General features: G+C 64.0%; 22 protein-coding genes. 12 read left to right on the top strand and 10 right to left on the bottom strand.

The window, feature by feature from the left end; all coding sequences use genetic code 11:
- Window positions 1–3: 3 nt before the first annotated feature.
- Window positions 4–1,830, bottom strand: a complete 1,827-nt coding sequence (gene dnaG / locus AC13HB_RS04190) for a DNA primase (protein ID WP_482948471.1) — start codon at window positions 1,828–1,830, stop codon at window positions 4–6.
- 117 nt (window positions 1,831–1,947) lie between these two features.
- Window positions 1,948–2,415, bottom strand: coding sequence for a GatB/YqeY domain-containing protein (locus AC13HB_RS04185; protein WP_482948470.1), 468 nt, complete (start codon window positions 2,413–2,415; stop codon window positions 1,948–1,950).
- Between the two features lie 355 nt (window positions 2,416–2,770).
- Between AC13HB_RS04185 and carA the strand changes: the two genes are divergently transcribed.
- The 6 genes from carA (at window position 2,771) to greA (ending at window position 10,761) form a co-directional block, all read left to right on the top strand.
- Window positions 2,771–3,940 carry a glutamine-hydrolyzing carbamoyl-phosphate synthase small subunit gene (gene carA, locus AC13HB_RS04180; RefSeq protein ID WP_482948469.1) on the top strand — a complete coding sequence of 390 codons (1,170 nt, stop codon included), beginning with the start codon at window positions 2,771–2,773 and terminating at the stop codon, window positions 3,938–3,940.
- 169 nt (window positions 3,941–4,109) lie between these two features.
- Entirely contained in the window at window positions 4,110–4,625 is a 516-nt protein-coding gene (locus tag AC13HB_RS04175) for a hypothetical protein (RefSeq protein ID WP_482948468.1), read from the top strand.
- A gap of 52 nt (window positions 4,626–4,677) precedes the next feature.
- Window positions 4,678–6,183: a peptide ABC transporter substrate-binding protein gene (locus tag AC13HB_RS04170; protein ID WP_482948467.1), complete on the top strand. Its 1,506-nt coding sequence runs from the start codon at window positions 4,678–4,680 to the stop codon at window positions 6,181–6,183.
- Window positions 6,176–6,805 (top strand): HD domain-containing protein, encoded by a 630-nt coding sequence (locus tag AC13HB_RS04165; RefSeq protein ID WP_482948466.1) that lies wholly within the window; start codon window positions 6,176–6,178, stop codon window positions 6,803–6,805. Before AC13HB_RS04170 ends, AC13HB_RS04165 begins: the two co-directional genes overlap by 8 nt.
- Window positions 6,806–6,975: 170 nt before the next feature.
- On the top strand, window positions 6,976–10,233 hold the full coding sequence (gene carB / locus AC13HB_RS04160; RefSeq protein ID WP_482948500.1) for a carbamoyl-phosphate synthase large subunit: 3,258 nt from the start codon (window positions 6,976–6,978) through the stop codon (window positions 10,231–10,233).
- Between the two features lie 54 nt (window positions 10,234–10,287).
- Window positions 10,288–10,761 (top strand): transcription elongation factor GreA, encoded by a 474-nt coding sequence (gene greA, locus AC13HB_RS04155; RefSeq protein WP_482948465.1) that lies wholly within the window; start codon window positions 10,288–10,290, stop codon window positions 10,759–10,761.
- Between the two features lie 72 nt (window positions 10,762–10,833).
- Here the strand turns inward: greA and AC13HB_RS04150 are convergent, their stop codons facing one another.
- From AC13HB_RS04150 to AC13HB_RS04140, 3 genes are all read right to left on the bottom strand, one after another.
- Window positions 10,834–11,220, bottom strand: a complete 387-nt coding sequence (locus AC13HB_RS04150) for a murein hydrolase activator EnvC family protein (RefSeq protein WP_482948464.1) — start codon at window positions 11,218–11,220, stop codon at window positions 10,834–10,836.
- Window positions 11,221–11,483: 263 nt separating this feature from the next.
- Window positions 11,484–13,064, bottom strand: coding sequence for a peptidoglycan DD-metalloendopeptidase family protein (locus AC13HB_RS04145; protein ID WP_482948463.1), 1,581 nt, complete (start codon window positions 13,062–13,064; stop codon window positions 11,484–11,486).
- Window positions 13,061–13,453, bottom strand: a complete 393-nt coding sequence (locus AC13HB_RS04140) for a BlaI/MecI/CopY family transcriptional regulator (protein ID WP_482948462.1) — start codon at window positions 13,451–13,453, stop codon at window positions 13,061–13,063. The genes AC13HB_RS04145 and AC13HB_RS04140 overlap by 4 nt, the downstream gene beginning before the upstream one ends.
- Window positions 13,454–13,641: 188 nt before the next feature.
- Between AC13HB_RS04140 and AC13HB_RS04135 the strand changes: the two genes are divergently transcribed.
- The 5 genes from AC13HB_RS04135 to AC13HB_RS04115 all read left to right on the top strand — a co-directional run bounded on the left by AC13HB_RS04135 (window position 13,642) and on the right by AC13HB_RS04115 (window position 18,507).
- On the top strand, window positions 13,642–14,607 hold the full coding sequence (locus AC13HB_RS04135) for a mitochondrial fission ELM1 family protein (protein WP_482948461.1): 966 nt from the start codon (window positions 13,642–13,644) through the stop codon (window positions 14,605–14,607).
- Between the two features lie 41 nt (window positions 14,608–14,648).
- Window positions 14,649–15,092 (top strand): protein tyrosine phosphatase family protein, encoded by a 444-nt coding sequence (locus AC13HB_RS04130; RefSeq protein ID WP_482948460.1) that lies wholly within the window; start codon window positions 14,649–14,651, stop codon window positions 15,090–15,092.
- Between the two features lie 99 nt (window positions 15,093–15,191).
- On the top strand, window positions 15,192–16,136 hold the full coding sequence (trxB, locus tag AC13HB_RS04125; RefSeq protein WP_482948459.1) for a thioredoxin-disulfide reductase: 945 nt from the start codon (window positions 15,192–15,194) through the stop codon (window positions 16,134–16,136).
- 143 nt (window positions 16,137–16,279) lie between these two features.
- Window positions 16,280–17,467, top strand: a complete 1,188-nt coding sequence (locus tag AC13HB_RS04120) for a DUF547 domain-containing protein (protein WP_482948458.1) — start codon at window positions 16,280–16,282, stop codon at window positions 17,465–17,467.
- A 146-nt stretch (window positions 17,468–17,613) separates the two neighbouring features.
- Window positions 17,614–18,507, top strand: a complete 894-nt coding sequence (locus tag AC13HB_RS04115; protein WP_482948457.1) for a LysR family transcriptional regulator — start codon at window positions 17,614–17,616, stop codon at window positions 18,505–18,507.
- Window positions 18,508–18,519: 12 nt separating this feature from the next.
- On the opposite strand, the gene AC13HB_RS04110 is transcribed toward AC13HB_RS04115, so the two are convergent.
- The 5 genes from AC13HB_RS04110 to AC13HB_RS04090 all read right to left on the bottom strand — a co-directional run bounded on the left by AC13HB_RS04110 (window position 18,520) and on the right by AC13HB_RS04090 (window position 24,418).
- Window positions 18,520–19,917 (bottom strand): methyl-accepting chemotaxis protein, encoded by a 1,398-nt coding sequence (locus AC13HB_RS04110; protein WP_482948456.1) that lies wholly within the window; start codon window positions 19,915–19,917, stop codon window positions 18,520–18,522.
- A gap of 454 nt (window positions 19,918–20,371) precedes the next feature.
- Window positions 20,372–20,839 carry a Dps family protein gene (locus tag AC13HB_RS04105; RefSeq protein ID WP_482948455.1) on the bottom strand — a complete coding sequence of 156 codons (468 nt, stop codon included), beginning with the start codon at window positions 20,837–20,839 and terminating at the stop codon, window positions 20,372–20,374.
- 117 nt (window positions 20,840–20,956) lie between these two features.
- Window positions 20,957–22,162: a pyridoxal phosphate-dependent aminotransferase gene (locus AC13HB_RS04100; protein ID WP_482948454.1), complete on the bottom strand. Its 1,206-nt coding sequence runs from the start codon at window positions 22,160–22,162 to the stop codon at window positions 20,957–20,959.
- A 97-nt stretch (window positions 22,163–22,259) separates the two neighbouring features.
- On the bottom strand, window positions 22,260–22,742 hold the full coding sequence (locus AC13HB_RS04095) for a response regulator (RefSeq protein ID WP_482948453.1): 483 nt from the start codon (window positions 22,740–22,742) through the stop codon (window positions 22,260–22,262).
- Window positions 22,739–24,418, bottom strand: coding sequence for a sensor histidine kinase (locus AC13HB_RS04090; RefSeq protein WP_482948452.1), 1,680 nt, complete (start codon window positions 24,416–24,418; stop codon window positions 22,739–22,741). Before AC13HB_RS04090 ends, AC13HB_RS04095 begins: the two co-directional genes overlap by 4 nt.
- 290 nt (window positions 24,419–24,708) lie before the next feature.
- Here AC13HB_RS04090 and AC13HB_RS04085 point away from each other — a divergent pair, with 290 nt between their 5' ends.
- Window positions 24,709–24,894, top strand: a complete 186-nt coding sequence (locus tag AC13HB_RS04085; RefSeq protein WP_482948451.1) for a hypothetical protein — start codon at window positions 24,709–24,711, stop codon at window positions 24,892–24,894.
- Window positions 24,895–25,258 lie beyond the last annotated feature (364 nt).

The raw sequence follows: 25,258 nt of genomic DNA, 5'->3' as shown, positions 1-25,258 counted from the left end.
CTGTCAGGATGACTCAGACCGTGATGTCTCTCGGCGGTAGGCCTCCACCAACCGTCGCACGCTGTCAGAATCGTCCCTGCCAATTTCTTCCGCCAACCGCGCGCGGATCTCGTCGCGCCGGTCCTGTGCCTCACTCCGTTCCATATAGGCCGCCGCAAGCCGCATCCAAGCCTCGCCCCGAGCCATGGATGATGCTTCCGTTCCGCCAAGGGCGGCCCGCATGGGCCCGCGCTCTCCGTCCAACCGCTTCAGTTCTGCCGCGTATCCGGCTTCGGCCAATCGGGCCCTTAGCGTGTCGGTTTGCACAGACTGCCCAGAAGAGCAGGCGTCTAGAACGGCGTCGCGCAATGAGTCAAGCGGACCGAGGCGTAAAAGCGCCAAAGTTTCCACCTGATCCAGCGCGATTTCCGGGTATTCGATCGCCGCGATCAGCAGGATACGCGCGTCCGAGGCGCCCGGCCTGGCCTGTGCCGCGCGTCGCAGACCGGCTGTCGGACCCAGGCGGGGCAGGCGCCCCCGTCCCGACTGTGAACGCTTCTCGTAACGAGGGCGCGAGCCGAAGAGCGCGTCCATGCGCTGATCGAATTCGCGCTTGTACTCCTCGCGGATGTCACTGTCGGAAATCTGAGCGACCAGGGCGCGGATGCGGCGGCGAAAGCTGGCGCGACGATCGGGATCGTCCAGCGGCTCGGCGGAAACCTCGCGCTCCCAGAGCAGATCGGCGAGCGAGCGCGTCTCCGTGAAGACAGCCCGCAGGGCGTTGCTGCCCTCTTCGCGGAGCAGGTCATCCGGATCCTTGCCTTCCGGCATGAAAGCGAAACGCAGTGTCTTGCCCGGCTCGAGCAGAGGCAGGGCCCTGTCGGCGGCCTTGAAGGCCGCGCCGCGGCCGGCCGCGTCTCCGTCGAGACACATCACCGGCTCGCCGCCAGCGCGCCACAGGAGCTGGATCTGGTCCTCGGTGATCGCCGTCCCCAGCGGAGCCACGCCCTGCTGGAGCCCGGCGCGCGCCAGCGCGACGACGTCGAGATAGCCCTCGGCGACGATCAGGCCCCGAATACCGGCCTTGGGATCGGATGCGGCCCGGCGGGCCTCGGGATAGTGATAGAGCACCGACCCCTTGTGGAAGATCGGCGTTTCCGGCGAGTTGAGATATTTCGCCCGCGCTTCCTTGGAGAGAGCGCGCCCGCCGAAGGCCACCAGCCGTCCGCGCGGATCGTGGATCGGAAACATGATGCGGTCGCGGAAGCGGTCATAGGGCGAACCCTGGTCCGGCTCGATCAGGAGACCGGCCTCGATGAGATCGCCGATCGGTGCGCCCGCCGTGACGAGCTCGTCCTTGAGGGCCGTCCGGCTTTCCGGCGCATAGCCGATCCCGAACGTCTTGCAGTCCTCGCCGGTCAGGCCGCGGCGCTTGAGATAATTGCGCGCTTCCTCGCCGGCGGGCGAGCGCAGGGCGCGCAGATAGAAAGCCTGCGCCGCCTCCATCCACTCGACCAGCGATTTGCGGTGCTGGGTCTTCTGGGCGGCCTCGGGGTCCGGATCGGGCAGGCGCAATCCCGCCTCGCCTGCCAGGCGTTCGGCCGCCTCCATGAAGGACAGGCCCTCCATCTCCTCCAGCCAGGTGAAGATGTCGCCATGCTTGCCGGTCGCAAAGCAGTGGTAGAAGCGTTTCTCGTCATTGACGAAGAAGGAGGGCGTACGCTCTTTCTTGAAGGGCGAGAGTCCCGCGAATTCACGTCCCTGCCGCTTGAGCTGGACGGTCCGCCCTATCAGGTCGGAGGGCCGCACGCGCGCCTTGATCTCGTCAATGAAATCTTCGCTCAGACGCATGAAGGACGAACCCGCTCCGATTGGCGCACTTTAGCCGGACATGATGCGCTCGAAAGTCGGTCACGTCACGCCCGGAAAACCGTCAGCGCGCGGAAATCTGCAGGATGGCGAAAGGTATCAGGCCGCGCCGGTCAGCAGGCTCTTCACCTTGGCGCCGGCCTTGCCGAAATCCATGCGGCCGGTATAGCGCGACTTCAGCTCGTTCATGACGCGGCCCATATCTTTCAGGCCCGATGCTTCGAGCTCGCCGACCACATCGGCGGCGGCCCGCTCGATCTCGCCCTCGTCCATCGGCTTGGGCAGGTATTCACGAACGATGTCCGCTTCCGCACGCTCTGCCTCGGCCAGGTCGAGCCGGCCGGCCTTCTCGTAGGTCTCCGCGCTCTCCTCGCGCTGTTTTACCAGCTTCTGGAGCAGAGACATGATTTCCTGGTCCTCGCAGCCGCCGCAGCGATCTTCCGCGCGAGCCGCGATATCGCGATCCTTGATGGCCGCCGAAATCAGGCGGAGCGTCGCCAGACGCATCTTGTCCTTCGCCTTGAGCGCGGACTTCATTTCGTCGGAGATACGATCACGAAGTGTCATGGGAACAACCAATCCATCTGGGCGCCGAAAACGCGCCGGCCGGGAAATATCGGTGCGAAGAGTTCGGGTTTGCAGGCCCTGCCGGGCGTACACTGTTTCGCGCGAATTCGGCCTTATCCTTGTGGCAACTGACGCCGAGGCTCGAGCCTCCGAAACGAGGGAGCGGGGAATATGCTCTTGTGACGGAAGAATCAAGCCCCGCGGCAAAAGCGTGATCGGCGGGACAGCCATGCATCCGTGCGGTATTGACCGCGTGATCCGGAGCGACTAGCAGAGCGGCCGTTTACCCGGATGTTGCCACCGCCCGATTCCCGCGCGGCCCGCCGGTAGGTCTGAATGGTCCTGGAGAGCTGACATGACGCAATCATCCCACGCCAATGCTACCGGTGCGATCGCACTGGCCGACGGCAGCGTTTTTCTCGGCCACGGTGCCGGCGCCAGCGGCCAGGCCGTCGGCGAGCTCTGCTTCAATACGGCGATGACCGGCCACCAGGAAATCCTCGCGGACCCGTCCTATGCTGGCCAGGTCGTCTGCTTCACCTTCCCGCATGTCGGCAATGTCGGCGCCAACAGCGAAGACGAGGAAGCCGCCTCCGAGCCGGCCACCCACGCCGCTGTCGGCATGATCAGCCGTGCCGAAATCACGCCGCCGGCCAACTGGCGCGCAGAGCAGTCCTTCGAGGAATGGCTGCGCACTCGCGGCATCGTCGCCCTGACCGGCGTCGATACGCGCGCCCTCACCCGCCGCATCCGCGAAAAGGGCATGATGATGTGCGCCATCGCCCATGACGCCTCCGGCAATATCGATGTCGAGGCCCTCAAGGCCGCTGCCGCCGGCGCGCCGACCATGGAAGGCCGCGAGCTGGCGGGCGATGTCGCCCGTACCGAGGCCGGCGAGTGGAATGAAGGCAACTGGACGCTGGGCGAAGGCTATGCCCATGGTCCTGAAGAAGGCCCGCGTGTCGTCGTGCTGGATTTCGGCGTGAAGGCCAACATCCTGCGCCTCCTCGTCGGCGCCGGCGCCCGCGTCGCCGTGCTGCCGGGCAAGGCCTCCTTCGAGGACATCAAGGCGCTCGATCCGGACGGTGTGGTCTTCTCCAACGGTCCGGGCGACCCGGCCGAGACGGGCAAATACGCCCTGCCGACCATCAAGGCCGTCATCGAGGCCGGCTTCCCGGCGCTCGGCATCTGCCTTGGACACCAGATGCTGGCCCTCGCCGTCGGCGCGAAGACCGTCAAAATGCCCCAGGGCCATCACGGCGCGAATCATCCCGTGAAGAACCATGAGACCGGCCAGGTCGAGATCGTTTCCATGAATCACGGCTTCGCAGTCGATGGGGAGACGCTGCCAGCCAATTCCGTGGAAACCCATGTCTCGCTCTTCGACGGCACGAATTCCGGCTTCAAGCTGACCGACAAGCCTGTCTGGGCCGTCCAGCACCACCCGGAAGCCTCCCCGGGCCCGCAGGACAGCTTCGGCGTCTTCGACCGGTTTGTCGGCGAGCTGAAAAAAGAGGTGGCGTAACCGCGTGACGGTAGCGACCAGATTAGAAGTCGCAGCTTTGCATCCAGGCAAATCATGCCACTCTGCGGTTATGCATCGATCCGCATGTCTGGTACCTGTTTTCGCCCTTGCCGTCCTTTCGGCTTGCTCGCCTGAGACTCAGAGCGAGAGTCAGCACGAGCGGCTCGGAATGGCGAGCGAGCAGGACATAAACACCTTGGAGCAGTGGCGCCGGAACCGCGACGCGCCGGCAGGAGCCCTGCTGCCGGCCGACTGGACCGTCAGCGATCCACAACGCACCGAGAACGGCAGCATCTTCGTTTCGGCATGGACGCCATCCCGTGCATTCGTCGCCATGCCCTACGGGTTGAGGGTGCGACCGGGTCTGTCGCTTTCATGCCTGTCGGGCGATCTCTCGATACTGCTTTATATCGATCCTGGATATCTTGAGCAGGATGCGATTCCAGTCCGCTGGTCAGTGGACGATCAAGCCTTGCCCGACGCGGCGTGGACGGCCCGGCGAACGAGCTACAATGTTTTCGGGCTGCCGGCTGATGCTGATCCGGAGGATGTCGTCGACCGCCTGGTTTCAGGTCAGCGCCTGGACATGACACTGATGACCGAGGCGGCTGATATCGACGTGAGCTTCGAGCTCGACGGATTTCCCGCCGCGCTGAATCAGCTTCGGCAGGCGTGTTCAGACTGAGGACCGCCGGGTGGAGGCTTTTCCCGACCCAAAATCTCGCCATGATGGCAACATGCTGAATCGCCGCGCTCTGCTCGCCGCCTCTGCCGCCACCGGCCTTGCCGCCTGTTCCCGCTCCGCGCCGCCCGCGGGCCTGCTGCGCGTCGCCACGTCGAACCTGCCTGACAGTCTCGATCCGGCGCGCGGGGAGTTCGCCTCCGCCGCACTCGTCTACAAGCAGATCCATGCCGGGCTCACCGAATACGGGCCCGGCGGCGAGGTGGTGCCAGGGCTCGCTGCGAGCTGGGATGTCAGCCGCGACGGGCTGCGCTGGACGTTTCGGCTGCGCGAGGGGCTGAGCTGGTCGGACGGGCATCCACTCACGGCGGAAGACGTGGTCTACTCCGCGCGGCGCATCGTCGATCCCAGCCAGAGCTTTGCCGTTCTCGGCGATTTCTACGCCGTGGCGAATGCCCGCGCGGTGCTGGCCGGCGAGATGCCGCCGGGAGCGCTGGGCGTCAGCGCGCTGGACGACCGGACTGTCGAATTCCGCCTCGATACGCCGCTGGGCCTGCTTCCCACCCTGATGCGCGAATTCTACCCCTTCCCGCGCCACGTCATCGACGTGCACGGCCTGCAATGGGTGCGCCCGGAAAATATCGTCACGGCTGGCGCCTATACGGTCACCGCGGAAAGCCAGCTCGCGCTCGATCTGGTGAAGAACCCGAATTATTACGCCGCCGACGATGTGGGCATCGAGCAGATTCGCGTCGACGCCGTGCGCGACGATGCCACTCGCGTCCGTCTCTTCCGCTCGGGCGATTACGATCTCGCCGACAATCCGCCGCCCTCCCAGCTCGACTTCCTGCGAGACCGGCTGGGCGAACGCTTTAGGAGCTTCGATGCGCCGATCCTGCGCTATCTGAAGCTCAATCATGCGCGAGCTCCGTTCAATCGCGTGAATGTGCGCCGCGCCCTATCCGCGGCCATAGACCGGGGGTTCATCGCCCGCGAGTTCTACGCGGGGACGGCAAATCCCGCACGGCGCGTGCTGCAGGGGTCGGGAGACGTGCCGGATATGCCCCAGGCAGGTGCCACCCGGATCGATCGTCCACTCGAAATCCGAACGACACCCGGCGTCGGCGAGCGGATAGCGGTCGCCATAGCGGACGACTGGCGGCGGATCGGCGTCGAGACCGAGCTCCTGGTCTCCTACCCGACCGATCTCTACCAGGCCGTCGATGGCGGCGATTTCGACATTGCCGTGGCCAGCTTCAATCGCGGCCTCAAGGCCGACCCCTTCTTCATGCTCGATCCGTTCGCACCGGACGGGTTCGCGGCCAATTTCAACTGGCGTGACGATGCCTTCGCGGCACTGATGGCCTCGGCCCGCCGCCAGAGCGATCCGGAGGCCCGCGCCCGCCTCTACCGGGCCGCCAACGATCACATCCACGACCAGGCCGCCATCATCCCGCTCGTCCACGAACGCGCCCACTGGCTGGTCGGCGAACGCGTGACCGGAACGCGGCCGGACGTGCAGCCCATGCTGTGGCGCAATCTGGAGCTCGCCGATGTCTGATCTTGCGATGACACTCAAGCAGCGCTGGCTGGACCAGATGAACGCGCTGGGTCAGTCTCCCAATGAGCCTGTCATAGACAAGCTTCTCGCGGCTTACGCAGAACCGCACAGGCGATATCATGGCCTAACGCATCTCGAATACATCTTCGCCGAGATAGACCGGATGGCAGGCGAGTTCCGTGAACCTGGCCGCGTCTGGCTGGCGGCCTGGTTCCACGATGCGATCTACAACACCAAGGCCAAGGATAACGAGGTGAGAAGTGCCCGGCTGGCGCACGAGGAACTCGCCGGGCTCGCCCTCGCCGATGGACTCGTGGATCGCGTGACAGCTCTTATCGAGGCGACCGCCTCCCACCAGGATGGCGGTTCGGACCACGACGATGATCTCTTTTTGGATATCGACTTCTCCATTCTCGGCGCACCGCCGGAAATTTACGACCGCTATGCTGAAGGCGTACGCGAAGAGTATGGATGGGCGCCCGGTTTGCTCTACCGGCAAGGGCGCCGCGCTTTCCTCAAGTCGGCCCGCAAGGCGCCGCGCATATTCCTGACCGACCACTACGAAAGCAGGCTTGGAGATCAGGCCCGGGAAAATATGCGGCGGGAACTTGAATTGTTATAAATAATTCAGAGACCTGAGCCAAAACGCACCGAAAGGCTCAGTTTCCCCCTCGCCTTCCATTCGATTCCGCGTTAGGTACCCGCTTCAGCACCAAAACTGACCGCTTGCACGGCGCTCCGTTCACGGAGGGTCGCGACGAGCGCGCGCGCATGAAAACGAAGGCCACGCCCATGCCCAAACGCACAGACATCCAGTCCATCCTGATCATCGGCGCCGGTCCCATCGTGATCGGTCAGGCCTGCGAGTTCGACTATTCGGGCGTACAGGCGGTCAAGGCGCTGAAAGCCGAGGGCTACCGGGTCATCCTGGTCAATTCGAACCCGGCCACGATCATGACGGATCCGGAGCTGGCGGACGCGACCTATATCGAGCCGATCACCCCGGAAATGGTCGCCAAGGTGATCGAGAAGGAGCGCCCCGACGCCCTGCTGCCGACCATGGGCGGGCAGACCGCGCTCAATTGCGCACTGGAACTCGACAAGCGCGGCGTGCTGGACCTCTTCGGCGTTGAGATGATCGGCGCCAAGGCGGACGTGATCGACAAGGCTGAAAACCGCGAGCGCTTCCGCAATGCGATGGACAAGCTGGGCCTCGAGAGCCCGCGCTCGCGCACGGTCAATTCCATGACCGAGGCCGAAGCCGTGATGAACGAGATCGGTCTGCCGGCCATCATCCGTCCGTCCTTCACCCTGGGCGGCACGGGCGGCGGCATCGCCTACAATGTCGAAGAGTACGAGGCGATCTGCAAGTCCGGCCTCGATGCCTCGCCGGTCGATGAAATCCTCGTCGAGGAAAGCATCGTCGGCTGGAAGGAATTCGAGATGGAAGTCGTCCGCGACAAGGCGGACAACTGCATCATCGTCTGCGCCATCGAGAACGTCGATCCGATGGGCGTGCACACGGGCGACTCCATCACCGTCGCGCCGGCCCTGACGCTGACCGACAAGGAATACCAGATCATGCGCACGGCCTCGCTCAACGTGCTGCGCGAGATCGGCGTCGAGACCGGCGGTTCCAACGTCCAGTTCGCGGTGAACCCGGAAGACGGCCGGATGGTCGTGATCGAGATGAACCCGCGCGTCTCGCGCTCCTCGGCCCTGGCCTCGAAGGCGACCGGTTTCCCGATCGCCAAGGTCGCCGCGAAACTGGCCGTCGGCTACACGCTCGACGAGATCGCGAACGACATCACCGACGGCGCCACGCCGGCCTCCTTCGAGCCGACGATCGACTATGTCGTCACCAAGATCCCGCGCTTCGCCTTCGAGAAGTATCCGGGCGCCGAAGCCAAGCTCTCGACCTCGATGAAATCGGTCGGCGAGGTGATGGCCATCGGCCGGAACTTCCAGGAAAGCATGCAGAAAGCCCTGCGTTCGACCGAGACCGGCCTGACCGGCTTCGACGAGATCGAGCTGCCGGGCGTCGAGGACGCGCAGTCCGAAGATGCCCGCAAGGAAGCCGTCCGTGCCGCGCTCTCCCTGCCCACGCCGGACCGTCTGCGCGTTATCGCCCAGGCCTTCCGCGAGGGCCTGTCGGTCGATGAAGTCCAGGCGACCTCGCTCTACGAGCCCTGGTTCCTGCGCCAGATCGAGGCGCTCGTGCACGCCGAGGAAGACGTCTCCACGCTCGGCCTGCCGCAGGACGCCGACGGCTTCCGCAAGCTCAAGTCCATGGGCTTTTCCGATGCCCGCCTTGCAATGCTGACCAGCAAGGAAGAAAGCGATGTGCGCCAGGCGCGTCACGCACTCGGCGTGCGCCCGGTCTTCAAGCGCGTCGACACTTGCGCTGCCGAATTCTTCGCGGCAACGCCCTACATGTATTCCTGCTACGAGACGCCCGGCTTCGACGGTGTCGCGGACTGCGAGAGCGATCCGACCGACAAGAAGAAGGCGATCATTCTCGGCGGCGGCCCGAACCGTATCGGACAGGGCATCGAGTTCGATTATTGCTGCTGCCACGCGGCCTTCGCCTTCGGCGAGATGGGCATCGAGTCCATCATGGTGAACTGCAACCCCGAGACGGTCTCGACCGACTACGACACGGCCGACCGTCTCTATTTCGAACCGCTGACGATCGAGGACACGCTCGAGCTGATCGCGGTCGAGCAATCCAGGGGCATGCTCGCCGGCGTGGTCGTCCAGTATGGCGGCCAGACCCCGCTCAAGCTTGCCAGCGAACTGGAAGCGGAAGGCGTGCCGATCCTCGGCACCGCGCCGGACGCCATCGACCTGGCCGAAGACCGCAAACGCTTCAAGGACCTGCTCGACAGCCTGAACCTGAAACAGCCACCGAACGCGATCGCCTCGTCGGAAGAAGAAGCCCGCGCCGAGGCCGAGAAGCTCGGCTTCCCGCTCGTCCTGCGCCCCTCCTACGTGCTCGGCGGTCGGGCCATGGAAATCATCCGCGAGATGGACAGCTTCGACCGCTATCTGCGCGAGGCCGTGCATGTCTCCGGCAAATCTCCGCTCCTGCTCGACCGCTATCTCACCGATGCGGACGAGATCGATGTCGACGCGATCTGCGACGGCGAGGATGTCTGGGTGGCCGGCGTGATGCAGCACATCGAGGAAGCCGGCGTACACTCCGGCGACAGTGCCTGCGCCCTGCCGCCCTACAATCTCTCCGACGAGATGATCGCCGAGCTGAAGGCGGAAGCCGTCTCCATGGCCAAGGCTATCGGCGTACGCGGCCTGATGAACGTCCAGTTCGCCGTGAAGGATGGCACGATCTACGTGCTCGAAGTCAATCCACGAGCCTCGCGTACCGTGCCCTTCGTGGCCAAGGCCATCGGCCAGCCGGTCGCCAAGATCGCAGCCAAGGTCATGGCCGGCGCCAAGCTCGCCGAGTTCGGCCTGAAGGATCCAGCGCCCAAGCACATCTCGGTCAAGGAAGCCGTCATGCCGTGGGCCCGCTTCCCGGGCGTCGACCCGGTGCTCGGGCCGGAAATGCGCTCGACGGGTGAAGTCATGGGCATCGACACCACGTTCGAAGCCGCCTTCGCCAAGGCAGAGCTCGGCGCCGGTATCGCCCTGCCGCGCAAGGGCGCCGTCTTCATCTCGCTCAAGGAAGGCGACAAGCCCGCGATGATCGAACCGGTGCGCGTGCTGAAAATGCTCGGCTTCACCATTCTCGCTACCGGCGGCACTGCCAAGACCTTCGAGGAAGCCGGCATTCCGGTGACCCGCGTCAACAAGGTCTTCGAAGGACGCCCGCACATCGTGGACCTGATGAAGAATGGCGACGTGCAGCTCATCTTCAATACGACCGAGGGTCGCCAGTCGCATCTGGACAGCTATTCCATCCGCCGCTCGGCGCTGGAAATGAAGATACCCTGCTACACGACAGCCTCGGCCGCCCGGGCCGCCATCGCTTCACTGCGCCGCATCGACGACGGCGCGCTTGAACCCCAGGCGCTGCAGACCTACTCTTGATGACCCTTTTTTGCGAGGCTAGCCTGTCTCCAATTCCCGAAGTTAAGTGGTCGTATGAACAAGATCCCTATGACCGTCGGAGGGCATAAAGCCCTCGACGAAGAGCTGAAACGTCTGAAAACCGTCGAGCGTCCGGCGGTGATCGCCGCGATTTCCGAAGCGCGCGAGCACGGTGACCTGTCCGAAAACGCGGAGTATCACGCCGCGAAGGAACGCCAGGGCTATATTGAGGGCCGTGTAACGGAACTCGAGGACAAGCTGGCGCGCGCCCAGGTCATCGACGTGACCAAGATGAGCGGCGATACCGTCAAGTTCGGCGCGACCGTGACCGTTCTCGACGAGGATACCGAGCAGGAATCCACCTATCAGATCGTCGGCGACGACGAGTCGGACGTGAAGTCGGGCAAGATCTCGATTTCCTCGCCGATCGCCCGCGCCATGATCAACAAGGAAGTCGGCGACGTCGTCGAGGTGAATGCACCGGGCGGGCTGAAATCCTACGAGATCATGTCGGTCGATTGGGAATAGCGATCTGGTCGCTATGAAAGAATGGCGGCCGGAGCTTCCGCTCCGGCCGTTTTTCTGTTTTGCGATCGCCGGTCAGACCCCGGCTCCGAGACCAGTGATGTACCGGGCCGGGTCAAGGTGCCGGCCATGATGGCGGATCTCGATGTGAACGTGCGGACCCGTGGCATTGCCTGTCTCACCGACGCGCCCGACAAGTCGTCCGCCCTCGATGTGCTGACCGGCGCGGACGTGCACTGCCGAGAGGTGCGCATAAAGCGACACCCAGCCATCTCCATGGTCGACCACGACGGCGATCCCGAAGGCAGATGATCCGTTGTAACCGTAGCCGGCATGGATGATGCGTCCGCTCGCGGCGCTGCGCACGGGCGTCCCGATGGGCGCTGCAATGTCCAGACCGCCATGCGATCCGATGCGCCCCCCGCCACGGGCCCGGCGCGCACCGAAACGGCTGGTGATCACGCCCTGCACGACCGGATGGGGGAAACGGTCCCATTCGCTTCGTTGCGGTACATGCCGCAATATGGGGGGCGGCGTTCGATCGCTCGCGGCGGTCGTCTGCGAAGCCGGTTGTGATGTCTGGGCGCATGCGGCGGCGAAAGACATGATCGCCAACGCCGCCAGCCGCGGCCCATTCCTCGGGAGATCCATGGGCGCACCGACTGTAATGAGCGTAACAGCCCCTTATACCACAGCCGGATGACGCCCCGCTGAACGAAGCGCGATCAGCGCAACCCTGCCAGATGATCCGCCGGGTCCACGCGCTCGCCGTGATGGCGCAGCTCGACATGGACATGAGGACCGGTAGAGGCGCCGGTCGATCCGACGCGCCCGATCTGGTCGCCCGCGGACACGATATCCCCGACCTCCACATCGAAGCCTTCCATGTGCGCATAGATGGTCTGCCAGCCATCGCCGTGATCGAGCACCAGCGTATTGCCCCAGCGGGCACTGTCCTGGAAACCGGCTTGCGCGTGCGTGACCACACCGTCGCCCGGCGCCAGGATAGCCGTGCCGCGTGGCGCGGCGATGTCCGTGCCGCCATGGAAAGGCGGTGAACCGGCCGGCCGGGCGGGCCTTGGCCCGAAATGCGACGTTACGCGTCCCTCGGCGACTTGCGAAGGCAGAGGAGGAGCCGGCACAACCCGAGGCGCCGGTGCAGGCTGCGGTATGGGTGCAGCCCCAGGCTCCGGGGCACTGGCAGGTGCCGGGCTCACGACCGGTGCGGACGGCGGCACATGAGCCGGCACGTCCGGGACAGACGGAGCGCGTTCACGAGAGCCCGGCTGGACCAGGGCCGGCGCCTCGGCTCCGGGGGCCTCCGCCGGACGTCGTTCGGTCATCGCCGCCTGGGCGATCGCCATAGGGACAGCCAGCGCCAATACGCAACCGCTCAGCAGCATGGATCGGGTGCGGGCCGTCGAATTGCCCGCCAGAATGGCCTTGATACGCATTTCTCTGTGTCTCCTGTCCTGGGGTCCGAAGGCAGAGACGGGCTGGGCCGCACTCCGCATCATGTCGATGAGCGCCGCCGCATAGGGCTTGCGCTCGGCGCCCCCCAGCGCCTGCAGGGCCTCCCGGTCGCAGGCCAGCTCACGCGCCACGCCGAGCTCACGCTCGATGCGGCGGAGAGGCCAGTGAAACCAGAGAAGCAAGACCAGTGCAGAACCGACAAGCCGGTCGCGTTCGTCGCCCCTGCGCAAGTGGCAAAGCTCGTGAACCAGCGCGTAATGCGCCAGCTCGCCGGTTTGCAGAAAGCCTTCGGGCACAATCACCACACCCCGCCAGCCGGTGAGGAAAGGCGTGGTCGCCGCTTCGCTCACTCTCATCTCGGGGGCACGGACGCCAAGACGCCGTGCGAGGCTGTCGAACGCCCGCCGTTCCGCGTAAGTAGCCGGTCGACTGCCGGTCATGAAACGGGTCCGGCGGCGATGACGCTGGAAGGCGACGCCCAGGGCCAGGAGGAGACCGATGACGTAGACCGCAGCGATCAGCTGAGCAGGCTTTGGCAGCGCCAGTCCTGGCGCCAAACGTGTCGGGGCGGGGTCGACAACGGAAGGCCGGTCCAGCGCTGACGGTATCTGGATCGGTGCGGCCTCTGCCAGCTCGGGCGCGGCCTGAGGTACGAAAAAGATGACCGGCGCGAGCAGCAAGGGCAGGACGGCGACCAGACGTGCTGTGCGCCAGACAGAAACGGACATATTGTCCCGCGCGCGGGCTGCAGCGCGCGCAGCGATCCAGGCCGCCAGTCCCGAAAGACAGGACAGGGCAGCACCCGTCAGAAGTGCGTCGAGCAAACCGGTCATTTCGCGTCCTCGCCACACTCCGCCGTGTCTTCCAACAGGCGCGTCAGAGCCGCAGCCTCCTCGTCGGTGAACAGATCAGAGTTCGCGAAGGCGGACGCCGGGAGCGGGCCATCGAGGTCGAGGACATTGGCGGCGAAGTCCCGGATCAACCGCCCCATGAGCGAAACCTTCTCGACCTGCGCCTCGAACACGGAGAGGCCGTGAACGTCGCGCTTGGCGACCAGTCCCTTTTCCGTCATGCGCGCGAGTAGCGTGCGGGTCGTGGAATAGGACCAGCCTGTCGCCGGCTCGAGTGCAGTCTGGACCTCACGCGCACTTTGCGCGCCGGCACGCCAGAGATGCTTGAGGACGGCGAGTTCGGACTGGGAGGGTGACGAGGCAGTTGTCATGACGAGACCCGTAACACTTGTGCTACACACGAAATGTTACGCTACACTTGTAGCGCGCCCTGTCAATCCCTTCCCGCCGATCGCGCTCAATGCTCGGGAGACGATGTCCCACGTCACTCCCGGCTTGGGCGGTCGCGACCGCCCAAGAACGGTTGACGCTCGGCACCGCCCGGCTTCTAACTCCTGTCATGTCCGTTCCGGCCGCCACATCCACCGCCCTGACCTGCTGGGTCGTCTCCGACGGCCGCCGCGGGATCGAGAACCAGGCACTCGGGCTCGCCGAGGCCGTCAGGGGTCGTCTAGACGCACCACTCGTCACAGAGCGTATCACCGTACGCAAGGACGGCTTCATCACACTGCCCGCGGCAAGCCGGCCGGACCTCTGGATCGGATGCGGCCGCGCCGCGATACCGCTCGCACGCAAACACCGCGGCATCTTTCCGAAGGGTTATTTCGTCTACGTCCAGGATCCGCGCGGGCATTACGATGATTTCGACCTGATCGCCGCCCCCAGGCACGACCGGCTGGTCCGCGCCAATGCCCTTCCCATGATCGGTTCGCCCAATCGCGTCACCGACGCCCAGCTGGATGCGGGCGCAAAGGCGTTCAAGGCGAAACTGGATACCCTCCCCGGACCGCGTGCCGCCGTCCTGATCGGCGGTCATTCAAAGCGTTTCCGTCTGACGCCGCGGATCGCGGACTATCTGGAAGCCCGCATGCAGGGCTGGCTGGAGCAGGATATCAGCCTGATGGTCACGGTGTCCCGGCGCACGCCGGACCCGATCCGAAACCGCCTGAAAGCCCGCTTCGCCGATACGGAGCGCGTCTGGTTCTTCGACGGTGAAGGCGAGAATCCCTATTTCGCCTTCCTAGCGGCCGCCGACTGGATTTTCGTCACCGAGGAATCGACCAACATGCTGGTGGAAGCCTGCGTGACCGGGAGTCCGGTCTATGCCCTGCCGATGGAAGGCACGCCCGGGAAGTTCTCGCGTCTGCACGCCGAACTGGAAGGCGCCGGTGCGGTACGCCCCTATCTGGGCGAGCTGGAGCGCTGGACCTATCCGCCTTTGCGCGAGACGGCGCGGATCGCCGAGGCGCTTGTCGAGCGCTGGCAGGCAGCGCAAACCGGAAACCGCGAGGGTAATGCCGCATGAAATCGATATTGATCAGCCTCTTGAGTGCATTGGGACTTTCCATGACAGCCGACGACAACGCCTCCATCGTGACCCGCCATGACAATGTCTGGCTCGCCTCCCAGCCGAGCGAAGCCGATCTCGATGCCTGGGCCGAGGCCGGCGCCCGGATCGTGATCAATTCACGCACGCCGGAAGAGACGGCCTCCCTGCCCTTCGACATGGCCGCCGCCGTCGAAGCTCGCGGCATGCGCTATGTCGAGATGCCGATCGGTGGTCCCTACGGCGCCGACCCGCGACATACCGAAGCGCTGGCCGGGCTGCTGGCCGACGCAGACGGACCGGTTGTCATGCATTGCCGGTCCGGGACGCGTTCGGCCCATCTTTATGCGGCGTACCTGATGATCCGGGACCCGTCCGAAGCCGCGCCGTTCGACGCCATGTCATGGCCAGGAGGTCGCGATATGGGCATGGTCCAGGCCCTCACCCCCGCCACGTCCGACTAGGGCTGCAACACAGGTCGTGCAGTCCGCGCCGAAGTCTCTATATAAGGGCGAAACGACTCGGGGGCTGCAGGCCCCGCCCGCCGATCCAAGAGGTCCATCATGTCCGAGACGCGTCATTCGCGCCTGATCATCATCGGTTCCGGTGCCGCCGGCTATACCGCCGCCATCTATGCCGCGCGCGCCATGCTGGACCCGGTCATCATCGCCGGCCTGGAACCGGGCGGACAGCTCACCATCACCACGGATGTCGAGAACTATCCCGGCTTTGCAGACGTCATCCAGGGCCCCTGGCTTATGGAACAGATGCGCGAGCAGGCCGAAAAGGTCGGCACGGAAATGATCTCCGACGTGATCGTCGAGGCGGATCTGAATGTGCGTCCCTTCGTCCTCAAGGGCGATAGCGGAACGACCTACACCGCTGACAGCGTCATCATCGCGACCGGCGCGAAGGCGAAATGGCTCGGCATCCCGTCGGAAGAGAAATTCCAGGGCTTCGGCGTATCGGCGTGTGCGACCTGCGACGGTTTCTTCTACCGCGGCAAGGAAGTCGTGGTCGTGGGCGGCGGCAATACGGCCGTCGAGGAAGCCCTCTTCCTCACCAATTTCGCCTCCAAGGTCACGCTGGTGCACCGCCGCGACAGCCTGCGCGCCGAAAAGGTCCTGCAGGAGCGCCTGCTGGCTCACGAGAAGGTCGAAATGGTCTGGGACAGCGTCGTCGAGGAAGTACTCGGCGACGACAATCCGCCGGGCGTCACCGCGGTTCGCGTGAAGAATGTGAAAACCGGCGAGACGACCGACATCCCGGCGCACGGCTTCTTCGTCGCGATCGGACACGCGCCGGCGACCGAATTGTTCAAGGACCAGCTCGAGACCAAGGACGGCGGTTATCTCGTCACCGAGCCGGGCACGCCCAAAACCTCCATCCCGGGTGTGTTCGCAGCGGGAGACGTCACCGACGACATTTACCGCCAGGCGGTGACCGCAGCTGGAATGGGCTGCCAAGCGGCACTCGACGCCGAGCGTTTCCTCGCCGCGCAGGAGTAGCCGCTCCGGCCCTGAGGCATCCGAGCATCACACTGGGACTCAACTTCAAGCAGTCCCCCTTACAGACTGCTCATGTCGGGGTAATCTGCCACCAAACAAATGCCGTATAGGCATGGTCAGGTCGATATCGATTAGGGGTCGTCATGTACGCCAGAAATACAGCAATCGCCGCAGCCTTGCTCGGCGCTGTCTTTACGCACAGCGCCGCTGCCCAGAACGCCAATCCGTTTCCGGCGTTCTCGCATGCAAGCGAAGCCTCGCGCATGCACATCGACTACTCCGTCTGGAGCGACCTGCTGCACGACATGGTCCTCAACGTCCCGCAGATGGACCGCGAGCCCGAGCGCATGCGCACGGTGAACACCGGCACGCGGATTTCGACGGCCAATGAGTCGCGCTATCGTTTCGAAGCCAACCGCGTCGCCTATCATCTCATGTCAGACGAGTACCGGAATGCGGTGACGACCTATCGCGCCGAGCTCGAAGCCCTGCCCTCCCAGATCGATTTCAGCCGCCTGAACCGGAACGAGCAGCTGGCCTACTGGATGAACCTGCACAATGTGGCGATCGTCGAGCAGGTCATGTTGAACTACCCGGTGACCTATATTCACCGCATGAACGCGCACGGCACGCGCGAGAATGTGTTCGAAGCCAAGATCCTGAACGTTGCCGGCCAGCCGCTGAGCCTCAACGACATCCGGCTGCGGATCGTCTTCCAGCAATGGGATGACCCGCGCGTGATGTACGGCTTCTTCAACGGTGCCATCGGCGGGCCGGAACTGCCCCGCAACGCCTTTGACGCGACCCGTATCTGGTCGCAGCTCGACGACAATGCCGAGGAGTTCGTCAACTCCCTGCGTGGCGTCGAGGTCGCCCGCCGCGAGCTTCGGGTTTCGCACCTCTACCGGGATGCCGCACCGCTGTTCCCGGACTTCGAGTCCGATCTCCGCGCGCATCTGCGCCAGTACGCCAATGAAGAAACGCAGGCGCAGCTGAGCGGCAACCGCCCGCTCGCCCCGAGCGTCGAGGACTGGCACGTCGCCGACCTGATCAACGGCTCGACCCGCTGCACCGGACCGGCCGGTCCGGCCACCATGTATTCGTCACGCCCCGAGACGGCCGGCCGTGGGGAGCCCATGCCGGTCGCGACGAGCTGTGCAAGCCTTCCCCCCAATGCGCTCGTCCTTCTCGACGCCGTGTTCGATCGCCGCATCGAGCTGATCGGAGAAGGCCGCTACGGCAATGTCCGCACGATCGATCTGCCGACGGTCGATCCCGATGCCCAAAACGAAGGCTCCGCGGACGAGGATAGCGGCGCTTCGCCGGAATAAGCCGCATTTTACAATCAAGACAATGGAGCCCGGACCGGCAACGGTCCGGGCTTCGCGTATCGCGCTTTCAATTCCGTACTCGCGATTTGTGCGTATCCAGATAGACTGCCCGCGAGTCGACTCAGATCGGGGGAGCGCCTGCGCCGATGGATTGGGACAAGCTGAAGACCTTTCATGCCGCAGCGCAGGCAGGGTCGCTGACGCGCGCTGCCGACTTGCTCGGCCTCTCGCAATCGGCGGTCAGCCGTCAGATTGCAGCGCTGGAGGACGATCTCGGCGTCACGCTCTTCCATCGCCATGCGCGCGGCCTCATCCCGACCGAACCAGGCAATCTTCTCTTCGAGGCGGCCAAGGAAATTCACGGCAAGGTCGCGATCGCTGAGGCACGTGTCCATGACGCCCGCGACGAGCCCTCCGGGGAGCTCAAGGTCACGGCCCCCACCGCACTCGGTTCGATCTGGCTGGCGCCGCGGCTCAAGGAATTCCGGGAGGAATATCCCGGCATCAATATCCGTCTCATGCTGGACGATCACGAGCTCGATCTGGCCGGGCTCGAGGCAGAGGTCGGCATTCGCCCTTGGCCCTCCACACAGAATGATCTCGTCCAGCGCAAGCTCCTCAGCGTTCACCAGCACCTCTATGCCAGTCACGCCTATGTCGAAAGTCGAGGCCGGCCCGAAAGCGCCGAGGCGCTCGACGATCACGACATCATCTATTACGGCCCTCCCCAGATGGCGCCCATCCCGGGTCTCGACTGGGCGGCCAAGGCCGGTCGTCCCGAGGGTGCTCCGCCACGTCCTGCCGTGGTCGAAGTGAATACGATCTACGGCGTCATGAAAGCGGTCGAGGCCGGCATGGGCATCGCGGCCCTGCCGGATTATGTCGCCCGCGAAAATGTGAAACTCGAGCGGATCCTTCCGGACCTCGATGGTCCGGATTTCGAGACCTATTTCGTCTATCCTAGCGAGCTGCGCGGCTCCCGCCGCATCATCGCCTTCCGGGACTTCCTGATCGAACAGGCCCGCCGCTGGGAAAGCTGATTTCGCGCCGGATCAGCGATCGAGCAGGCGATCAAGCAATTTGATGACCTGATCAGACGCGACTTCCATCCGCTCCACGGCCGCTTCGGCGCCAGCCTTGTCGCCCAGCGCGCACAGACGGGCCGCCTCACGCCCTTCATGGTGGACCTGCGCGTGCGGCGCCTCGAGATCGCGGAAGGCCGGCAGCCCCCTCATCATCTCGTCGTCGACGCTGTCATACCAGCGCCCCAGCCGGCAGGCATGGTGATCGCTGAGTTCGGCTTCGGTAAGATTGGTCCGCCCCACCAGCATTTCCGCAAGTCGCTTCTTCCAGAGGAAGTGGTCCGATTTGGCGCGATGCAGGACGTAATCGGGCAGATGAGTGCCATCGATTTCGGAGAATGCCTGCTTCACGATCACATCGCTGTCCGCGACCGCACGAATGACGGCTTCTGCCCGTTCATGGACGCGCGCAGCGGTCTGGGCAACTTCGGATACTCCGCCCGACAATTCGTGCGTCGCACGGGTCTGTTCCTCGATCAGTCGCGCGATATCGGTAACGAGCGTATCACCCTCGCCGACTTTCTCGCGCACGGCGCCGACCTGGTCGGAGGCGCGCGATGCGGCCGCCTTGCCGTCGGCAACAGCCGTCGTGGATTCACGCACCGCACCGATAATGCCGGAGACCTCCGACTGCAGATTCTCGATCCGCTCGCGAATATCGCCTGTCGCGGCCTCGGTCTGCCCGGAAAGGGCCTTGACCTCCTGGGCCACAACGGAGAATCCACGCCCGGCCTCGCCTGCCCGGGCAGCCTCGATCGTCGCATTGAGGGCAAGCAGATTGGTCTGGCCCGCGATCGCGGCGATGGTGTCGAGAATCTCGGTGATCTGACCTGATGCAGCCTCCAGTGCCGCGGCTCGCGCGACGATGCGCTCATAGGCGAGATCGATCTTGTCCATCTGACCGGCGGACTGGGCGACCTCGTCCAGACCCTTGCCGGTGGCCTCGACGCAGTCGCGCAGGACCCCGCTCGCCGAGGCCGAAACCTCGGATATTTCGCGGATCGCGGCATCAATGCCGTCGATCGATCCGGCCATGAGCTGGCTGCTGGTGTCGAGCGACGCGATGTCGCCTGTTGCTTTTGCAACGGCGGCCATCGCTTCGCTGGAACTCATCGAAAAACCGACGACCCGGTCGAGCGCCTGCTCTTCGCGACGGATCATGACGGCTTCCAGGCATTCCAGCGCTTCCTTGACCGGAGCGGGCAGATCGGCGCGGGCCTCGGCTGCGGCCTCGCCGGTGCCCAGCGTACCGATGGCCTGCGCAACGGCCTCGGCCCATTGCGGTTGCGCCTCAGCGTCGGACAGGGTCGAATCCGGCGTGCTCGCAAACGGTTCGTCCGCGCGTCGGCGCTGGAATCCAATCTTCATGAAAAATCCCCCGATTTCCGTCCCCGGATGCCGCAATTGCGGTTAACAAGAGGTTGCCGGAACGGAGATCGGTGAAATGTGTCCGAAACCGGCCCGATTGCATGGCGGGCATACGGCTTTACGGCAAATGTGCATAGCCAACATGACGCAACGTCTCTGGTGGGCCGAAGGCAAATGCATCATATACACACCCGACGCGGCGGCGACGCCGCTCCTCAGAACCCCCCTTCTGAGTTCTGCATACCCGTCTCCTCCCCATACGGTATGCACATCGCGCCGGACCCTCTCCTCCCCCTTTCGGGTCCGGCGCCGTCTTTTTCGGGCTACCCCGCCCGCTTTCACTTTCAGCCCCGGCCTTTTGGCCGGGGCTTTTTTCTGTCCGGACACAAGTCGCACGCAAAAACGCCCCGGTCGCAGGACCGGGGCGTCAATGATCGAAAATCAGTCGCGTGATCTAGGCGATCGTGGAACGCAGCATCCACGCCGTCTTTTCATGCTCGGTCAGGCGCGGAGTCAGAATATCGGCGGTCGCCTCATCGCCATGCTCGCTCGCCAGGGCCAGAGCCTTGCGGATCGTCGCCACGACCGTCTCGTGCCCCTTGAGTAGATCGAGCAGCATGTCATTGGCGTCCTTGGCGTCGCCGCCGGACTTGATCGAGGACGCATCCTGCATCTCGCCGTAGGAACGCGGGGCAACCACGTCGAGTGCACGAATCCGCTCGGCGATCACGTCCGTCGCCGCCCAGAGCTCGTTGTACTGGAGCTCGAAAAGCGCGTGGAGATCATGGAAGCGCGGTCCCGTAACGTTCCAGTGATAGACGTGCGTCTTGAAATAGAGCGCATAGGTATCCGCCAGGACAGCCGTCACCGCTTTCGCCATAGTCTCGCGTTGCACGTCGGACAGACCCATATTGATGCTCATTTCATCCTCCAGTTCGGTTCACATGCGGCCTCGCCGCGGCGTTGGCCTGTGTATGCACCGCCCAACTTCATAACACAAATCAGGAATAACTAGCCCAGCCATAGAGGATGCCAATAACTACCTGAGCGATGCGCAGAAGCGCTGGATACGGCGACCAGCTTCCTCCAGCGAGGCATCGTCGGTCGCATAGGAAATCCGGAAACCCGGCTCCAGACCGAAGGCGACGCCGGGCACAACCGCGACGGCCTCAGCCTCGAGCAGGGCAGCGCAAAAATCCGTATCATTCCGGATTTCGGTTCCGTCCGGCGCCCTCTTCCCGATACACCCGGAGCAGTCCGCGAACACATAGAACGCACCTTCCGGCTTCGGGGCCACAAGCCCCTCGGCGCCGTTCACAGCTTCAAGAACCAGATCGCGACGGCGCAGGAAGGCATCATTACGCGCTTTCAGAAAGCCGTGATCGCCATTAAGGGCGGCAACCGAAGCCCACTGGCTGACCGAGCTCGGATTGGACGTGGTCTGGCTGATGATCTTGCGCATTGCCGCGATCAATTCGACCGGCCCGCCGGCATAGCCGATCCGCCAGCCGGTCATGGAATAGGCCTTGGAAACGCCGTTCATGGTCAGCGTGCGGTCGTACAGCTTCGGTTCGACCTGGGCGATGGTGGCGAATTCGAAGCCCTCGTAGACGATGTGCTCGTACATGTCGTCGGTCATGACCCAGACATGCGGGTGCCGCAGCAGCACGTCGGCAAGCGCCTTCAGCTCGTCCGCCGTATAGCCCATACCGGTCGGATTCGAGGGCGAGTTGAGGATCAGCCAGCGCGTCTTCGGCGTAATGGCGGCTTCCAGCGCGTCCGGCGTAATCTTGTAGCCGCTCTCTATCCGGGTCGCGACACAGACAGGGCTTCCGCCGACAAGACGCACCACTTCCGGATAGGTCACCCAGTAGGGCGCCGGAATGATGACTTCGTCGCCCTCGTTGAGCGTGGCTGCAAAGGCATTGAAGATCACGGGCTTGCCGCCCGGCGCCACATGAATCTGATCGGCTGCGTAGTCGAGGCCGTTATCGCGCTTGAACTTGGCGATGATGGCGTCCTTGAGTTCCGGGATGCCGTCGACCGCCGTGTATTTGGTATGCCCCGCCCGTATGGCTGCGATACCGGCGTCGGCGATGTGCTCGGGCGTCTGGAAATCCGGTTCGCCGGCGCCCAGGGAAATCACGTCCACGCCCTTCGCCTTGAGATCGCGCGCCTTCTGGGTCACGGCGAGAGTGGCAGAGGGTTTCACGCGCTGAAGCGCGGCGGACGGCGTGAAGGTCATGGGAGCATTCCTGATTCAGGCGACTGGACGAGCGAAACCTAAACCTGACACACGAATGCTCCAATAGGGCAAAAACGCCGCTTCCACGGGGGCACACTCAGTGCACGGCGTCCGAGCCGCCCTTCAGGCCTTCGATCAAGGGCAAATCCACATTGCGGCAATACTGCTGAAGCATGGTGAGAACCCGCTCGAACTTCAGCCCGGCTCGCGCTTTGAGGACATAACCGGCGACATTACGCTCATAGGCTGCCATCTTGTCGCTCTCCGCATTCGATGTCGTCAGGACGAAAACAACGGAGCGGCTGAGGGCTTCATCCCGACGGATCTCGGAAAGGCACTCGATCCCGTTCATGCGGGGCATGTTGAGATCGAGGAGCATAACGAAGGGGCCCTCTATCCGCTTTTCGGCATGCTCGCCGCGCAGGATTTCTAGCGCTTCGACGCCATCGCGCGCGCGCACCGTCGGATTGACGATGTCCAGCGCGGCCAGACCACGCTCGATCATTTCCACGTCAACTTCGTCGTCATCCACGACGAAAAGAGTGACTTCGTCCGGACGTATCTGGGCATTGGGGATCATGGGTCTGTTTCTTTCTTCTTGTTCTCAAAAGCCTTAACCGCCTCCAGCCCCTCGGCATCCGTGTCGCCGAAGGGCCAGTTTATCACGAACCGGGTACCGCGCCCGCGCGGCGGATCCGACTGGACACGTATTTCGGCTTTCACCGAAGCCAGCGCCTTCTGCACGATAGCGAGGCCCATACCCGCCGCTTCGAGTTCGTCGCGGGGACGAAGCGTCTGGAAAACATCGAAAATCCGGTCATGAAAGCGTGGATCGATACCCTCACCATCGTCTTCAACGCTTATCTCATAACGGTTCCCACGGGCACGGACAGTGACCGTGATCACACCGCCGTCGCGGTCATGATGCTTCACCGCATTCCCGACCAGATTCACCAGAACGAGTTCGAACACCGCTTTGTCGACCCTGATTGTTTCAGGCCTGGCATCGACCCGGACACTGAAACGATCCGGCATGTCGATAATCTCAGTCAGGGCCTCCACGGCTTCGGCCACGGAAACCGGCTCGACGGCGTGGGAAAGGCGACTGATCCGGGCATAGCTGAGCATGGCATCGAGCAGTCGCTGCATCCGCTCAATGCGCTGGCTTAGCTGGCGCAGATGACGCTCCGAGCGCCCGGAGACTTCACCGCCCAGATCCTCGTGGAGCCAGTCCGTCAGCGCCGCAATGCCTCGCAGGGGGGATCGCAAGTCATGGGAGGCAGCATAGGCGAATTGGTCTAGCTCGCGGTTGAGGGCCAGCAATTCGCGATTGATTTGCTCGACGCGCAGAAGACGCTGGTTGCGGTGCATGAGATGAATCGCGAGACCGATGACGCCGGTGAGCAGCAAGCCTATCCCCAGCACGACTTCCGGAAGGGCCGAGCGCGGGACAACCGGCCCGCTCTGGGCATACGCGGCCAACCTCTCCTGCTCATAATGGTTCAGTCCGATCCAGAGCCCGATCTGGACGGAAACGAGCAGGACGATCGCCGGTGCAATATAGGTCAATGATCGCGAACGGCCCGACTGCCTTTCCATGACGAGCGTCAACGCGAACGCGCCCGCGCCGAGCAAGACGAATCCGACCGAGGTGTGGAGTGCCATACGGGTCAGCCGGCTCCAGCCGAGCAGGTCCTCAATCCCCGTGGCATAACCGAGAAGCGAAATGCCGCCGAGGCCCACGAGAACCGGCGCTAGCAGAAGGCCGGCTGTGACGTCCCTGTCCGGCCGGCGGAGCGACGCCATCATGACCCCCGCCAGACCGGCCGTAATGAAGCCGGCTGCAGTATTGGGCGCCATACGTCCCGGATGGCTCGTTTGATCGGTCAGGAAATGCTCGACGGCGAACTCGTCGATGCCGAAACTCAGCCCGGTCAGGTATTGCAGAAGGGTCAGGAAGGACAGCGCCAATACGAATGCCGCCACGCCACCCGCCGCCCGTTTGCGTCCGTACTCGAGCAGAAGAAAGGCCAGGGCCGACATAGAGAAGCACAGAGCGGTATTGAATTGCATCGGCGTGAAGCCGGGCACGAGTTGAACCAGGAAAGCGCTCTTCACCACCCAGCCGCTCATTACGAGGAGGCCGAGCACCAGCACCGTCAGAAGACAGAGCGTACTCGGCGTCGCGCGGCGAATACCTCGCGGCACCCACGACCCGGATTTCAGTGAAAAATGTGCCGTCGCACTACTGGGCATTCCGAACTCCCGTCGAGCGGAGGGACGGAGGTTAGCGTAACGCCGCACCTAACCACTAGTGAGATATTAGTTCCACATTGAAAGCGTTCAAGTTGTAAATCGGCCGGTTCCGTGCACGACCTTACAGGCCTGACGTGCCATGATTTCGCCCCACAATACCACGCAATCGCCCCAAACTCGCCCCGCCTCATCCCTGTTCCGGGTTCAGCGTCGTTTTCGGGACAGGACCGCCGGGCGCCTCGTCTTTCACCCTCGCAGGCGAGGCGTCCGGCACTCCCGGGGAGGACGATATGAAAGCCACGCAATCGACTGCCGCCGCCGGAGGCCAGGGATGGTTTGCCATCCTGCTGGCATTGATGGTCTTCAGCGCAAGCCTCGTGCTCTGGGCGGATGCCCGGGCCGATAGCGGCTTTCCTGAAATCCGGTCGTCCGAGACGGCCCCCGCCACCCCAAGCGCTCCGGGAGCAAAGCAATGACTCTCGGCCTGCTGATCATGCCGATCGCGCTGCTCTGGCTTGCTGCCAGCGGAGAACAGCGGATCTGGTAACCCGTTTGCGCCGGTCCGCCTTGCCAATACCGGGCTCGCGCAATCGACGGAGAGCGGCGTCATTTCCATGGCCCTGGGCCGCGCTAGCGGTTCGTGATGCTGCTCTCCGTCACCCTCTCCCGGCCCGGTATCATTGCGGTCCCGTAACGCGACCCTCCCTGTTCAAACCAGACCGTGTCCGGTACTCAGGTCTTGTCGGGGACGTTGTGGAGGTCTGATTGGGCGAGGAGTTCAGGACGCGCCTGAGATCCGTCGGGAGGCGCCTGGAAGCGCTCGGAGCGAAGCTTGCCGCG

The organism is Maricaulis sp. B-26 (assembly GCF_056857855.1).
The sequence above is the reverse complement of the archived record's forward strand: the minus strand, read 5'-3'. Positions and strand labels throughout refer to the sequence as shown.